General features: G+C 62.8%; 11 protein-coding genes. 9 read left to right on the top strand and 2 right to left on the bottom strand.

Annotated elements, in window-relative coordinates; translation table 11 throughout:
- Positions 1 to 46 precede the first annotated feature (46 nt).
- From H3Z74_RS13715 to alr, 9 genes are all read left to right on the top strand, one after another.
- Positions 47 to 1,051, top strand: a complete 1,005-nt coding sequence (locus H3Z74_RS13715) for a polysaccharide deacetylase family protein (RefSeq protein WP_187760203.1) — start codon at positions 47 to 49, stop codon at positions 1,049 to 1,051.
- Between the two features lie 7 nt (positions 1,052 to 1,058).
- A complete protein-coding gene (locus H3Z74_RS13710; protein ID WP_187760202.1) occupies positions 1,059 to 2,204 on the top strand; it encodes an acyl-CoA dehydrogenase family protein in 1,146 nt (381 codons plus the stop codon).
- Positions 2,201 to 3,958 (top strand): alpha/beta fold hydrolase, encoded by a 1,758-nt coding sequence (locus H3Z74_RS13705; protein WP_187760201.1) that lies wholly within the window; start codon positions 2,201 to 2,203, stop codon positions 3,956 to 3,958. The genes H3Z74_RS13710 and H3Z74_RS13705 overlap by 4 nt, the downstream gene beginning before the upstream one ends.
- Positions 3,959 to 3,981: 23 nt before the next feature.
- Positions 3,982 to 5,064 (top strand): enoyl-CoA hydratase/isomerase family protein, encoded by a 1,083-nt coding sequence (locus H3Z74_RS13700; protein ID WP_187764321.1) that lies wholly within the window; start codon positions 3,982 to 3,984, stop codon positions 5,062 to 5,064.
- Positions 5,065 to 5,068: 4 nt separating this feature from the next.
- Complete coding sequence (locus H3Z74_RS13695; RefSeq protein ID WP_187760200.1) at positions 5,069 to 5,845, top strand: enoyl-CoA hydratase; 777 nt, start codon at positions 5,069 to 5,071, stop codon at positions 5,843 to 5,845.
- A gap of 131 nt (positions 5,846 to 5,976) precedes the next feature.
- Entirely contained in the window at positions 5,977 to 6,858 is an 882-nt protein-coding gene (gene mmsB / locus H3Z74_RS13690) for a 3-hydroxyisobutyrate dehydrogenase (protein ID WP_187760199.1), read from the top strand.
- A gap of 88 nt (positions 6,859 to 6,946) precedes the next feature.
- On the top strand, positions 6,947 to 7,501 hold the full coding sequence (locus H3Z74_RS13685; protein ID WP_229726573.1) for a DUF1579 domain-containing protein: 555 nt from the start codon (positions 6,947 to 6,949) through the stop codon (positions 7,499 to 7,501).
- Positions 7,502 to 7,609: 108 nt separating this feature from the next.
- A complete protein-coding gene (locus H3Z74_RS13680) occupies positions 7,610 to 9,232 on the top strand; it encodes an MFS transporter (protein WP_390901758.1) in 1,623 nt (540 codons plus the stop codon).
- A 32-nt stretch (positions 9,233 to 9,264) separates the two neighbouring features.
- Positions 9,265 to 10,302, top strand: a complete 1,038-nt coding sequence (alr, locus tag H3Z74_RS13675; protein WP_187760198.1) for an alanine racemase — start codon at positions 9,265 to 9,267, stop codon at positions 10,300 to 10,302.
- Here the strand turns inward: alr and H3Z74_RS13670 are convergent.
- Both H3Z74_RS13670 and H3Z74_RS13665 read right to left on the bottom strand, forming a co-directional pair.
- Positions 10,295 to 11,266 (bottom strand): 2OG-Fe(II) oxygenase, encoded by a 972-nt coding sequence (locus H3Z74_RS13670; protein ID WP_187760197.1) that lies wholly within the window; start codon positions 11,264 to 11,266, stop codon positions 10,295 to 10,297. The two genes, alr and H3Z74_RS13670, sit on opposite strands and share 8 nt — an antisense overlap.
- Before the next feature lie 94 nt (positions 11,267 to 11,360).
- Positions 11,361 to 14,579, bottom strand: a complete 3,219-nt coding sequence (locus H3Z74_RS13665; protein WP_187760196.1) for a TonB-dependent receptor domain-containing protein — start codon at positions 14,577 to 14,579, stop codon at positions 11,361 to 11,363.
- Positions 14,580 to 14,734 lie beyond the last annotated feature (155 nt).

Below are 14,734 nucleotides of genomic sequence, written 5' to 3'. Positions count from 1 at the left end.
GATCGATGATCTCGCGGCCATCCGCGTGCCGTTCGGGTAATCCGGTATGCGCATCGTTCTTATCCTCGCTGCATTGTTCATCGGCGTGCGCTCCTCGTCGGTGGCGATCAGTTCCATGCCGCCGGCGATGCCCGCCAAGATGATTGCGCTCAGCTTCGACGATGCGCCGCGCGGGCCGGGCGCCTTTCTGACGGTGAATCAGCGCAATGCCCTGCTGATCGCGGGCCTGAAGCAAGCGCGGGTCGATCAGGTGGCCTTTTTCGTCAATCCGGGCAGGATCGACCGCGGTGACGGTGATGCAGAACGGATCGATCGCTATGTCATGGCGGGCCATGTCGTTGCCGATCACAGCTATTCGCATCTGCGCCTGTCGAAGACATCGGCACAGACTTATCTCGCCGATATCGACAAGGCCGAAGCATGGTTGAAGGGCCGGCCAGGCTATCGCCCCTGGTTCCGCTTTCCGGCACTCGACGAAGGCGGCCCCGACAAGGTGAAGCGCGACGCAGTGCGGGCCGGCTTGCGCGCGCGGCATCTGCGCAACGGCTTTGTCACTGTGGACGGATCCGACTGGTATCTCGAGGAGCAGTCGATCGCCGCGAAAAAGGCGGGCAAGCCGGTCGATATGGCAGCGCTGCGCACGCTCTATGTCGAGACGATGGTGCAGTCGGCCAATTTCTCCGACGCGCTGATGCGGCGTACGCTCGGCCGTTCACCGGTGCATATGCTGTTGCTGCACGAAACCGATCTTGCCGCCCTGTTCATGCCCGATTTGATCGAGGCGCTGCGCAAGGATGGCTGGGGGATCGTCACTGCCGACCGCGCCTATGCCGATCCGATCTATGATGCCGTGCCCGAGATCGCTTGGGCCAACGGCACGCTTGCGGAGCAACTCGCTTGGCAGAACCACATTACCGGCCCGCGCTGGTATCCGCGCAATGATATAAGGGTTGCCAAAGCCCTGTTCACCGAGCGCGTGATCCACGCCACACCCGCTCCCGTTCCGGCATCGCCCGCCACAGCGGTGCCCATCGTAACCCCAGCGACATGAGACCAGCATGACCAACCAGTTCGACCTCACCGACGACCAGCGCGAGATCCAGGATCTGGCGCGGAAGTTCACCGCCGACCGCATCACGCCGCATGCCGCGGAATGGGACGAGAAGCATATTTTCCCCAAGGACACGATCAAGGCGGCGGCCGAACTCGGCTTTGCCGCGATCTATGTTTCGGAGGAAAGCGGCGGGATCAATCTCGGCAGGCTCGAATCCGCGATCATCATGGAAGCCATGGCGTATGGCTGCCCCGCGACCAGCGCGTTCATCAGCATTCACAACATGGCGTCGTGGATGATCGACCGCTTCGGGTCGCAGACGGTGAAGGAGAAGTATCTCCCCGATCTCGTCACGATGGAGCGCATGGCGAGCTATTGCCTGACCGAGCCTTCATCGGGTTCGGATGCCGCGGCGCTGAAGACCAAGGCGGTGCGGGATGGCGATCATTATGTCGTGACCGGCACCAAGCAGTTCATCTCCGGCGCAGGCGAGAATGAGGTCTATGTCACCATGGTGCGCACTGGTGAGGAGGGGCCGAAGGGAATCTCCTGCATGGTGATCGAAAAGGACATGCCGGGCGTGAGCTTCGGCGCGAACGAGCGCAAGCTGGGTTGGCATGCGCAGCCGACGCGGCAGGTGATTTTCGATAGTGTGCGTGTGCCCGTGGAGAATCTCGTGGGCGGTGAAGGCGAAGGGTTCCGCATCGCGATGATGGGGCTCGACGGCGGGCGGCTCAATATCGGCGCCTGCTCGCTCGGCGGTGCGCAGCGCTGCCTCGACGAGGCTATTCAATACACCAAGGACCGGAAACAGTTCGGCACCGCGATCGCCGATTTCCAGAACACGCAATTCACCCTGGCCGATATGGCGACCGAGCTCGAGGCGGCGCGCGCTCTGCTCTACATGGCGGCCGCCAAGGTCACTGCCAATGCGCCCGACAAGACGCGCTTTGCGGCAATGGCCAAGCGGCTCGCAACCGATACCGGATCGTCAGTGGTTGACCGCGCGCTGCAGCTGCATGGCGGCTATGGCTATCTGCAGGATTATCCGATCGAGCGCTTCTGGCGCGATCTGCGCGTGCATTCGATCCTCGAGGGCACCAACCAGGTGATGCGCATGATCGTCGGCCGCGAGCTGACCCGGCAATGAGCGAGACTCCGGGGACCGATCAGCCTAATCCGCCAAGCGTCACGCAATTATGGCAGGACGCGCTCGCCAATGTGTCGAGCGCGCTGGGCAAGGCCGCGCGCGCGCCGATCCCGACCGGGCCCAGCCAGCCCTATGATCCGCTCGCGCTGTTTCGCTCGATGTCGGGCTTCGCCATGGGGCTTGGCGCCAACCCGAAGCAATTGTTCGACGTGCAACTGCAGGCGGCGCGCGAATGGGGCGAGTTCTGGACTCAGGCCTGGCTGCCCAAGGCGGATGCGGAAAAGCCGCGCGACCGGCGTTTCTCCGCGCCGGAATGGGAAGAGCAGCCCTATTTCCGTGGTCTCCGCGACGCCTATCTGCTGGCGTCGAAACAGCTGCGCGCGGTAGCGGATGTCGCTGACGGGCCGCATAGCCCGGACAAGGCCATGACGGCCTTTGTCCTCGATCAATATCTTAATGCGATCGCGCCGACCAATTTCGCGATGACCAATCCGGAGGTGATCCGGCGCACGGTCGAAACCGGCGGCGCCAATCTTGCGGCGGGCTTTGCGCATCTGCTTGAGGACATGGCGTCGGGCAAAGGTATCGTGCGTCGGCGCAGCGACGAAAATGCCTTTACCAAGGGCGGCAATATCGCCGCGACGCCGGGCAGCGTGGTATTCCAGAATCACCTGTTCCAGCTGATCCAGTATGACCCGGTCACCCCCGACGTGCATGCCGAGCCGATGCTCTACGTGCCGCCGCTGGTGAACAAATTCTACATGATCGACCTGCAGCCGCGATCGAGCATGGTGCGCTGGCTGGTCGAGCAAGGCCGCACCGTGTTCGTCGTCTCGTGGATCAATCCGGACGAGAGCCACCGCGATTGCGGCGTCGAGCAATATGTCCTGGACGGTATCGTCACTGCGCTCGGCGAAGTTCGCAAAAAGGCCGGCAAGGCGAAAGTCGATCTCTTCGCTTTTTGCCTCGGTGGCACATTGGTCGCGATCACGCTGGCGTATCTGGCTGCCAAGGGGCGTGCCGACGAAGTGGGTAGCGCGACCTTGATTGGATCGATGGTCGATTTCGCCGATATGCGTGACTGGTCGGCCTTCGTGCACGAAGCGCATCTCGACGCGCTCGAGACGCATCTCGAAAAGCGCGGCTTCATCGATTCGACCGAGCTGCAGCAGCTCTTCGCGGCGGTGCGCTCGAACGACCTGATCTGGTCGTCGGTGATCAACCATTATCTGCTCGATCGCGCCGCGCCGCCGTCCGACCTGCTCTACTGGTTCGAGGATGGCGCGCGCATTCCGCAGGCGTTTCTCAAATCCTATAATCGCGGGCTGCTCTTCTCCAATGCGCTCAAGGAAGGGACCGGGTTCGAGGTCGGCGGAGTCGCGATCGACCTGGCGACGGTGAAGACGCCGGTGCTGCTCGTTGCGCTGAAGGACGACCATGTCTCGGCCTGGAGCGCGGTCTATGATGGCGGCAAGCTGTTCGGTGGGCCGGTCACCTTCATCCTGGGCGGTTCCGGCCACAATGCCGGGGTGATCAATCCGCCGGCCGCCAACAAGCATGGCTATTGGATCAGCGGCGCGATGCCCGACCGCGCCGAGGATTGGCTTACCGGTGCCGAGAAACAGCCCGGATCCTGGTGGCCGGTGTGGGATGGCTGGCTGAGTGCGGCCGGTTCCGGCAAGCGCGTCGCGTCGCGCAAGCCCGCCAATCCCATCGAGCCTGCGCCGGGCTCTTACGTTTCCATCACTCACTGAGTTTGCCTTTAACGATGAACGATATGTCCACCCCGACCGAAACACTTGCCTATCGTGAGGGCGGCGCCGGGCGTTTGCGCCTCAACCGGCCCAAGGCGCTGAATGCGCTCAACCTGCCGATGGTGCAGCAAATGACCCGTGCGCTGCTCGACTGGCGCGAAGATCGCGGCGTGCGGCTGATCCTGATCGATCATGCCGAGGGGCGCGGTTTCTGTGCCGGGGGCGATGTGGTGACGATCGCGCGCAGCGCGCAGGGGCATGGCGCGGCTGGGCAAGCCTTCTTCTTTCAGGAATATCGCCTCAACCATCTGATGTACACCTATCCGAAGCCCGGCGTGGTGTTCATGGACGGGGTGACGATGGGCGGCGGCGTCGGGATTGCCTGCCCGTGCCGCTACCGTGTGGTCACCGAACGCACGATGTTCGCTATGCCGGAAACCGCGATCGGCCTGTTCCCCGATGTCGGCGGCGGGCGCTATCTGTCGCGGCTGCGCGGGCGGGCGGCGCAATATCTCGCGCTGACCGGTGCGCGGCTTGACGGGGCGGATTGTATCGCGCTTGGCCTCGCCAATTATTTCATCCCGTCCGAGAGGCTCGACGCGCTCAAGGCCGAGCTTTGCGCGACGCCGGAAAAGGTCGAATCGATACTTGCGGGCGCCGCGGTGGCGCCCCCGCTGGCGAAGATCGTCGACCAACTGCCGTTGATCGACCGGCTGTTCGCCTCGGACGATTATGAGGAAATCCTTGCTGCGCTTGAGACGGATGGCTCTGACTGGGCGCTCAAGCAGCTCGACACCCTGCGCCCCAAATCGCCGACCGCGTGCAAGGTGTCGCTGCGCATGCTGGTCGAAAGCCCGCGCCAGCCGCATTTCGTCGATGAGATGCGGATGGAATTCGGCATTGCCGCACGCATGTTCCGCCATCCCGATTTCGGCGAGGGCGTCCGCGCCTTGCTGATCGACAAGGACAATCAGCCGATCTGGAATCCCGCCACACCCGAAGGCGTGACCGCGGCGATGGTCGATGGTTTCTTCCAGCCACTGCCCGCCAGCCAGGCCTGGACCCCGCTTCCTGCCCCTACTTTCGACAATGCCGCCGGAGACTGACCCAATGGCCACTTACGAAACCCTGCTCGTCGAGCAGCGCGACGCCGTCACGCTGATCACCCTCAACCGTCCTCAGGCGCTCAATGCGCTCAACAACCAGGTGCTCGGCGAGCTGGTCGCGGCGATGACCGCGTATGACGCTGATGACAGCCAGCATTGCGCGGTGCTGACCGGCAGCGAAAAGGCTTTTGCTGCCGGCGCCGACATCAAGGAAATGGCCGGCCAGTCGTTCGCCGAGATGTTCAGCGGCAATTATTTCGCCGGGTGGGAGCGTTTCACCGCGACGCGCAAGCCGATCATCGCCGCGGTTGCCGGCTTTGCGCTCGGTGGCGGGTGCGAACTGGCGATGATGTGCGACTTCATCCTCGCTGCCGACACCGCGAAGTTCGGCCAGCCCGAGATCAAGCTTGGCGTTGGCCCCGGCATGGGCGGGTCGCAGCGGCTGACCCGCGCGATCGGCAAGGCCAAGGCGATGGAGATGTGCCTGACCGGCCGGATGATGGGCGCCGAGGAAGCGGAGCGTGCGGGGCTGGTCAGCCGGGTCATTCCGGCGGCCGAACTGCTCGACGAGGCGCTGAAGACCGCCGCGACGATCGCCGGCATGGCGCCGCTCGCTGCGCTCGCCAACAAGGAGATGGTCAACGCCGCGTTCGAGACGGGCCTGGCGCAAGGCATCCAGTTCGAACGCCGGCTGTTCCATGCCCTGTTCGGCACCGCCGACCAGAAGGAGGGCATGGCCGCGTTCGTCGAGAAGCGCCCGGGGAACTGGACGGGCAAATAACCTTCTCCCTTGCCCGCTTGCGGGAGAGGGCTGGGAGGTGGGTCCCCGGTCCATAATGACACGCAACATAATCGGCCGGGAGCCCATCCCCGGCCCCTTCCCCAAGCGGGAGGGGAGAGAAGGAATATAGCATGGCACGCGTCGCATTCATCGGTCTCGGCAACATGGGGGGCGGCATGGCCGCCAACCTGGCGAAGAAGGGACATGACGTCCGCGCTTTCGACCTTTCGGCCGATGCGCTCGCCCGCGCGAAAGATGCCGGCTGCCTGCCCGCCGCAACGGTCGAAGATGCGCTCGATGGCGCCGAAGCGATCATCACCATGCTGCCCGCCGGCAAGCATGTGGAGGGCGTCTATACCGACGCCATTTTCGCTGCCGCACCGCAATCCGCGATCCTGATCGATTGCTCGACCATTGATGTCGCCACAGCGAAACGCGTCGCCGAAGCAGCGTCTGCCAAGGGCTATACGTCGGTCGACGCACCTGTTTCGGGCGGCATTGCGGCTGCCAATGCCGGTACGCTCACCTTCATGGTCGGCGGCAGCGCCGAAGCGTTCGATCGTGCGCAGCCTTTCCTGGCCGATATGGGCAAGGCGGTGATCCATGCCGGAGCAAGCGGTACCGGACAGGTCGCCAAGATCGCCAACAACATGCTGCTCGGCATTACGATGATCGGGACGTGCGAGGCTTTCCTGCTTGCGCAAAAACTTGGCCTCGACGCGCAGAAATTCTTCGATATCGCGAGCGTTTCGTCGGGCCAGAGCTGGTCGATGACGAGCTATGCGCCGCTCCCCGGGGTCGGCCCGAAAACACCCGCCGATAATGAGTATCAGGGCGGTTTCGCCACGGCACTGATGCTCAAGGACCTGCGCCTGGCGATGGAAGCGGCCGGCACGGCGCATGCCGACACGCCGATGGGTGCGAAGGCGGCCGAACTGTACGAGAAGTTCTACGCAGAAGGGCAGGGCGGGCTGGATTTCTCGGCGATCATCCGGATGCTTGACCAAGGCTAGGCGGAAATTCCGACCAGGCCGGAATATCCTGACATTGGGTGTCAGGATCGGGAGACTAGACGGAGCGTTCAACAATTGAGGACGCCCGATGATCGACCGCCGCGATATGCTCAGCCTTGCTCTCCTGGCCGGCGCCGCCACGGCTGTACCTGCCGTCGCCAATAGCCTTGCCGGTGACGATCATGCGCATGATTTCGATTTCCTGATCGGGTCGTGGCGCGTGAAGCATCACCGCCTCAAGGAACGGCTGACCGGTAGCGACGCGTGGCAGGATTTCGAAGGCACCTGCGTGATGCAGCCGCTGATGGGTGGCGTCGGCAATGTCGACGACAACTGGCTCGATATCCCGAGCGGCCCCTACAGTGCGGTTGGTCTGCGCTCCTATGATCCGAAGAACGGGCTTTGGGCGATCTGGTGGCTCGACGGGCGCAGTCCGCACACCATCGACGTGCCGGTGAAGGGCAATTTCCAGGACGGCGTCGGAACCTTCCTTGCCGACGATATGCTGCGCGGAAAACCGGTCAAGTTGCGCTTCCAATGGTCGGCGATCACCGCCAACAGTGCGGAATGGCGCCAGGCCCTGTCCGCTGATGGTGGCAAGACCTGGGAAACCAACTGGGTCATGCACTTCACCCGCGCCTGATCCGGCCCGTCGGGCCGTCCGACCTGCAACGATCGATCGCTCCAACACGGACGCTTGCCGCCCTCGACAATCCCGCTAAACCTCGGCGGGGACCAGGGGGAGAAGACAATGGCCATAACCACGGCAGCCGACATCGCTTCAGAGCCCGGCATGACGTCCGAACCCTCGGTGAAGGACATCCGTCTGGTCATCACCGCGTCGTCGCTCGGCACCGTGTTCGAATGGTACGACTTCTTCATCTACGGCACGCTCGCTGCGTCGGGCATCATCGGCCGGACCTTTTTCCCGGCCGGAAACGAGACGATGCAGACCTTGCTCGCCTGGGCGGGCTTTGCGGTCGGCTTTGGTTTCCGGCCTCTGGGGGCAGTGCTGTTCGGCTATCTCGGCGACAAGCTTGGGCGCAAATATACCTTCCTCGTCACGATTACGCTGATGGGTATCGCGACCGCCGGTGTCGGCCTGATTCCGTCTTTCGAGGCGATCGGATTCGCCGCACCGATCATGGTCATCGGCTTGCGCATCCTGCAGGGCCTGGCGCTTGGTGGCGAATATGGCGGCGCGGCAATCTATGTCGCGGAGCATTCGCCCAAGGGAAAATCGGGTTACTATACCAGCTTCATCCAGGCGAGCGTGGTTGGCGGCTTCATCCTCAGCCTTGTCGTCGTGCTCGCGACCAAGTGGGCCCTGCCGGCTGCACTCTGGGAAAGCTGGGGCTGGCGGTTTCCCTTCCTCTTCTCGCTGCTGCTGCTTGCCGTGTCATTGTGGATGCGCCTGAAGCTATCCGAAAGCCCGGTGTTCAAGAAGATGAAGGCCGAAGGTGAGATGGCGAAGAATCCCTTCGTCGAAAGCTTTACCTATCCCGGCAATCTCAAGCGGTTGTTCGTCGCCCTGTTCGGCATTGCTGCCGGGCTGACGGTGATCTGGTACACCGCGATGTTCAGCGTGCTGTCCTTTCTGCAGACGACGATGCGCGTGCAGGAAACCGCTGCGCAGCTGATCATCGGCGTGGGCTGCATCATGGGGCTGTTCTGGTTCATTCTGTTCGGCAAATTGTCCGATCGGGTCGGGCGCAAGAAGCCGATCGTGGTCGGCTATGTTCTGACCCTCATCCTGCTTTTCCCGGTCTTCTGGGCGATCGGCAGCGCGGCCAATCCCGATCTTGCGCTGGCGGCGAAGCGTGCGCCGGTGATCGTCTCCGGCCCGGTTTGCGCCTATAGCCCGTTTGCGACGAAGCAGACCGATCAATGCGGTATCCTGCTCGACTATTTCTCGAAAAAGGGCGTGCAATACACCAAGGCGCACAGCCCGGTGACGGTGGTGATGATCGGCGGCCTGCCGATCGCCGATACCACGCCAGCCGGCCTCGACATGGCGTTGGCCAAGGCAGGGTATAATCTCGACAAGGTCGTCCCCGCGCCGCTCAATATCGCCGTCATCCTGTTCGCGATTCTCGTGCTCGGTGCGCTTTCCGGTGTCACTTATGGTCCGGTGGCGGCATTGTTGTCGGAAATGTTTCCGCCGCGGATCCGCTACAGCTCGATGTCGATCCCCTACCATCTCGGTACGGGCTATTTCGGTGGTTTCTTGCCCTTTATCAGCCAGTATATCGTCGCGAAGACCGGTGATCCCTATGCGGGTCTGTGGTACACCATGGCCGTGGTCGCGATGGCACTGGCGGTAACGGTATGGGGGTTGAGCGAAACCCGGCCAGGTATGGCGAGCGCCGACTAGCGGAGATCCGCAAGCAACGCTAACCGCTGGGCATGACGAACGCGCCCTCACGCTTGAACCTTGATTCCGCTGCTCTGGTCAGCAACTGGCACGCGCTTGCCGCGATGAGCGGCAGCGCCGCATGCGGTGCTGCGATCAAGGCCGACGGCTACGGCTTGGGTGCGATGCAGATCGTGTCACGCCTCGCCGATGCAGGGTGCCGAGATTTTTTCGTCGCTACCTGGGCAGAGGCAGAGCCCCTCGCATCATTCGGCGTGTCCGTCTCGGTCTTGCACGGAGTCCGGGAAGAGGACCTTGCGCAGGCCGGGGCAGGGGGCGCCCGACCGGTGCTCAACACGGTGAACCAGATTGCGCGCTGGAAGCAAGCCGGTGGCGGATCATGTGACGTGATGGTCGACACCGGGATGAACCGGCTGGGCGTATCGGTCGATGATATCGCCGCGGGCCTACTCGACGGGCTGCAGGTTGAAACGCTGATGAGCCACCTCGCTTGCGCCGATCAGGATCATGCGATGAATGAACGTCAGCGCATGGCCTTTGCGGCTCTGGCGGGGCGCACCGGTGCCAGGCGCATGAGCCTCGCCAATTCCGCCGGAATAGCCTTGGGTGAGAGCTATGCCTTCGATCTCACCCGGCCTGGCATTGCCCTATATGGGGGAGTGCCGCGGCCGGAATTCGCAGGTGTGATCCGTCAAGTTGTGACACCCGAGGCGCAGATACTGCAGCGCCGTCATGTGCCGGCTGGCGCATCGGTTGGCTATAACGCGACGTTCACGACCACCCGGGACACGCAGGTCGCAATTCTCAACCTCGGCTATGCCGACGGTTATTTCCGCGGTTTCTCAGGCACTGGGGCGGCTCTGTTCGAGGAGCGACAGTTGCCGGTGCTCGGGCGCGTCTCGATGGACCTCATCGCAATCGATGTTTCGACCGCGCCAGAGCTGGCCGAAGGCGATTGGGTGGCGTTGGATTATGGACTTCCCGTGGCGGCTGCTGCGAGTGGTATGTCGCAATATGAGCTACTGACGGGGCTTGGAGAGCGGTTCCAACGCTGCTGGACGGTCAGCTGATCGTCCAGGGATCGATCGGCTCCGCGCGAATCCATCGCGTGGCCAGCCATTTCGCCCCCTGCCGAACGGGCAGGCCGGCATGGCGCGCCGCGGGATCCGGGGCGCCCGTCGTCAGAACAGTGTCGAACAGGATGGCATCGCCGCCGCGTGGCGTCACCGTCAGGTTGACGCCCGGAAACACAGTCTCGCCGCCGTCAAAACCTTCATTGAGATAGACCAACACCGTCTTGATCCGCTGGTTTTGAGCGCCCTGGATCGTGTCGAGATGGGGCCGGTATTGCTGCCCCGGCCGGTAGCGTAGCACAGTCAGCGGTTCGCCTTGGCCAATGCTGGTCCCGCTGGCTGCGGCGATCCGCTGATTGAGTGCGCGAACCACCAAATTCTCGTTGGTGGGACCGATCGCCGCATCGTCCGACGTGCGGATCGGGTTCGCAACCCATTGGCCGGTCTGCGGGTCGATGATCCGCGCGGGCTCAAGCATCGGAGCCGCGACTCCAGCGATATGTGCGCATTCCTGCTGCGTGAACAATCTTGCGAAGCGGACGATGTGCGGCGCGGTGCTCAGCACTTCCGGGGATGGCAATTGTGTGGGCGCACCATCGGCGTCGATCGCCATCGTATCGAGCAATTGGAGTTGCTCCATCGCGATCGGGTCGTCAACGGCGGCAGTTCGGAGAAGAGACAGGGCTGCAGTCCAGCTTGGGGGCCCGCCACTGCCATTGGCGGTCAGCGCCACTTCCATCAGCGCGGCATCGACATGACCGATTGCAACCGCCCGTCGCAGCAATGCGCGCGCCTCGCTCAGATCGCGTGGCATGGTCTTCCCGACAAGGCGCCAGACGGCCAGCTGCATCAGCGCATCGACGTCGCCGGCGTCCGCCGCTTTGGTCAGCAAGGCGATGGCGTCCGCTGTCGCGCCCGACGCGCTGAGCTGATTGGCACGAGTGATCACTGCATCAGACATCATGCTTCCTTATCAGGGGTCATCGCGTGGCGAAAAAGAATAAAAAAGGGCCGGGGATGATCCCCGGCCCTTCCTTTTCGATCCGATCGGACGATCAGAACTTGGCAGTGACGCCCGTGTAGAAGAAGCGGCCACGGTTGTCGTAGATGCCCGAGCCCGCGCCGACGCCGGTCAGGCCGTACGGAGGCTTGGTGTCGCCGACATTGTTGATACCCAGGTCGATCTTGAACTTGTCGTTCACGTCGAAGCCGACGCGGACGTCATTGTAGGTCGTAACCGGATACCTCTCGAGCGACGCATAATCCGGGTTCTGCGGAGGGCCGCCATTGACCGAATTATAGTCTTCCCAGGTGTTCAGGTACATCTTGTCCAACCAGCGGAAGGTGTGTCCGATGGTGAACTTGCCGAACTTGAGGTCGGTGCTGATGTTGAACGCGTCCGAAGGATCGCCCAACTCGTCCGTGATCACGTTCTTGAAGTTTGGACGCGACGGATCGGTGAACTGGTCGTTCTGGACGACATGGGTCCACACGCCCTTCAGGCTCGCCTTCATGAAGCCGAAGTCACGATTGAACGCAATGTTCGTATCGAAACCGCGGGTTTTCAGTCGCGCGTAGTTCTGCGGGCTATCCTTGTAGGAGCCCTCGATGATCCGGAAGGGGTCTTCCCCGTTGGGTCCACCGCTGGCACCTGCGCGCTGGAACAGAGCGCAGAACTGGTTGCTGAGAGTCGGCGAATCGTAGCATGCGTTCAACGCCGCCTGCACGGTCGGTGAGGTGATCACATTATCGACCGTGATGTCGTAATAGTCGACCGACACCGTCAACCCGCGGAAGAAGCTGGGCTGGAACACGGCGCCCAGAGTCTTCGACTTGGAGGTTTCAGCCTTCAGGTTCGGATTGCCGCCGCTGAGGATTTCGAGCGACGCGGTATAGGCGTAGTCGTAACCCGCCGGACGACCGGCAGCAGCGCAATTGGCCGCACGCGTGGACGAACCGGTGTTGATGTTACGCGCCGAGCAAGGATCGTTCGGTGCCGGCGTGAAGTTCTGCCCCGGAACCGAGTAGAGATCGCCGAGATAGGGCGAACGCACCGACTTCGAGTAGGAACCGCGCAGCAGCAGGTCGCTGACCGGGCGCCAGGTGACGTCGCCGCTATACGCGTAAACGGTACCCACCGAACCCTTATAGTCCGCGACGCGGCCCGAACCATGGAGCGTCAATTCCTTGAAGAAGGGCACGTCCTTGATGATCGGGACCGACAATTCGCCGAATGCTTCCTTCACTTCGAAGGCAGGCGCCCGGAACGAAGGGATGGCATTGTAGAATGCATAGCCAGCCTGAGTCACCGGATCCAGGTCATAGGTCAGGGTCTCGCGACGATACTCGCCGCCGACCGAAACCGCGAGCGGGCCGCCAGGCAATTCGAACAGTTTGCCCGAAACGAAGCCGCTTGCGACGAACTGCTTCGCCTTGCCGGTCGCAACAGTCGGCGTCGTCAGATATGCCTTGGCGGCATCGCTCACATTGCCCTGACCGAACGGATTGAGCGGAACGCAGGCGGCGATATCGCGCGCCAGCACCGCTGCGTTGCCGGCGACATCGCTGCCGCCGTATACCGGATCAACCTGCGAACGGCAGACGATCTGTCCAGCGGCGTTCCGCGTGGTGTCGATCGCCAGCAGGTAACGCTGCGTGTTGACGTTGCCGGTGATGACGTTGCGCTCGCTGTGCTCGCCATAGTTGGCTGAGATTTCGTAGTTCCAGTCGCTTCCGACATCGCCACGAACACCGACCACCGCGCGATACAGTTCACGCCGAATCTGCTCGTCGCGAGTGCCGAGGTCGACCCAGTTACGACGCAGCGAGAAACGGTAGGTGCCTGCGGCGACCTGCGCCAATGCGGCGGCCTGGTTGGCCAATCCCGCTGCAGTGGTGCCGAAAGCTGTGCCGGTATTGGGATTGACGCCCGAGTTGATCGCGGCGGTCATCTGCGCGGCGAGGATATTGCGATTCGCGGCCGACAGAAAGGGGTTGTCGAGACGAATGCCCTCACGGTTCGTCCCCGCAACGCCGCCGTTCGAATAGGAACGATCAGCGAAGCCGGCGTCGATGCCGTCCTGAAGGGTCGTGCCCTGTGCAAAGAACGGCCCGCTCTGCGAACCACGAGCATCGGTGCGGACATATTTCGCTTCGAAGAACGGCACAAATGCCGGCGAAATTTCAAAGTGGCCGATGGCGTTGGCGACATAGCGCTTGATGTCGGGCGAGAGCACTACCAGCTTGCCTTCGCGGCTGGTCGTTCCGTTGCCGCCGACAAAGTTGCCGTTCGGACCCAGGCCAACACGCAGGCCGGTCTGGCTGACGAGGCTGCCATCGGGCTGGAACAGGAAGCCGCAGGTGTAGGCCGAGTTTACCGATCCTGCAGCGTCCTTACCGCAAGGCGCAGCCGCAGCGGAGTAGCGGATGCCGACCTGGCCGCCGAGGGAGATGGTCGAGCTGCGCAGATCACGATAGAAAGCGCGATCCTTTACATCGTCGCCCGGGGTGCTGTCAGTGTCGACCACGACGAAGGCGTCGTTCTGGCGCAGATTGGGCCGGCCCGACGCGTAATAATCGCTCTGGTGAGCGAATTCGACATTGAGTGCGATATTGCCGCGGCCTTCGGCGAAGTTGGTGCCGGCAACGACCGACGCATATTGGTTGCCCGCGTCACCATAACGGCTGACGCCGCTCTGGCCGTGGAACTGCAGGCCTTCGAAATTGTCCTTGAGGACGAAGTTGACGACACCCGCGATGGCGTCGGAACCGTAGATCGACGAGTTACCGCCGGTCACGATGTCGACCCGGTCGATCAGGTCGGTGGGCAGCGTGTTGATGTCGACCGCGTTGCCGTTGTTGATGATGTCTGCCGACACCTGGCGGCGGCCGTTGATCAGCACCAGCGTGCGCGAACGGCCCAGGCCGCGAAGGTCGAGGAAGTTGACGCCGCGAGTACCAAGACCCGAGGTCGAGTTCTGCGAGCCGAGCGAGCTGCGCAGCTGCGGCAGGTCGTTGAGCACGTCACCGACCGAGATACGGCCGCTCTGGAAAATCTCTTCCTTGCTGACGGTCGTGATCGGCACCGGCGAATCGTCGTTCGGGCGGCGGATGCGCGAGCCCGTCACGATGATGGTATCGTCATTGGCATCGGCGGCGTCGGTGGCTGCAGGCTGCTCAGCGGCGGCTGGAGCAGCTTGTGCGAAAGCGCCGGTCGGAACCATGAAAGTGCCGGCGGCGAGCGCACTGGCCGCCAGAAGGCGAGTTTTCAGCATGTGATATAAATCCCCAAGATAGCGCGAGCGTTCGCTCGCGCGGCATGGGGCTTTGTTTTGCTGACGCGCTAGCTTTTCACAACGTTAATCCGCGGTTCAGGTACCGGGAGAGCACATTTTCGGCGGATGTGTAGCGAAAATGCAACATTGCGACT

The sequence above is a fragment of the Sphingomonas alpina genome, assembly GCF_014490665.1.
GTDB classification, from domain to species: Bacteria; Pseudomonadota; Alphaproteobacteria; order Sphingomonadales; family Sphingomonadaceae; genus Sphingomonas; species Sphingomonas alpina.
Note: the sequence above shows the minus strand (reverse complement) of the source record. Positions and strands in the feature narration are given on the sequence as shown.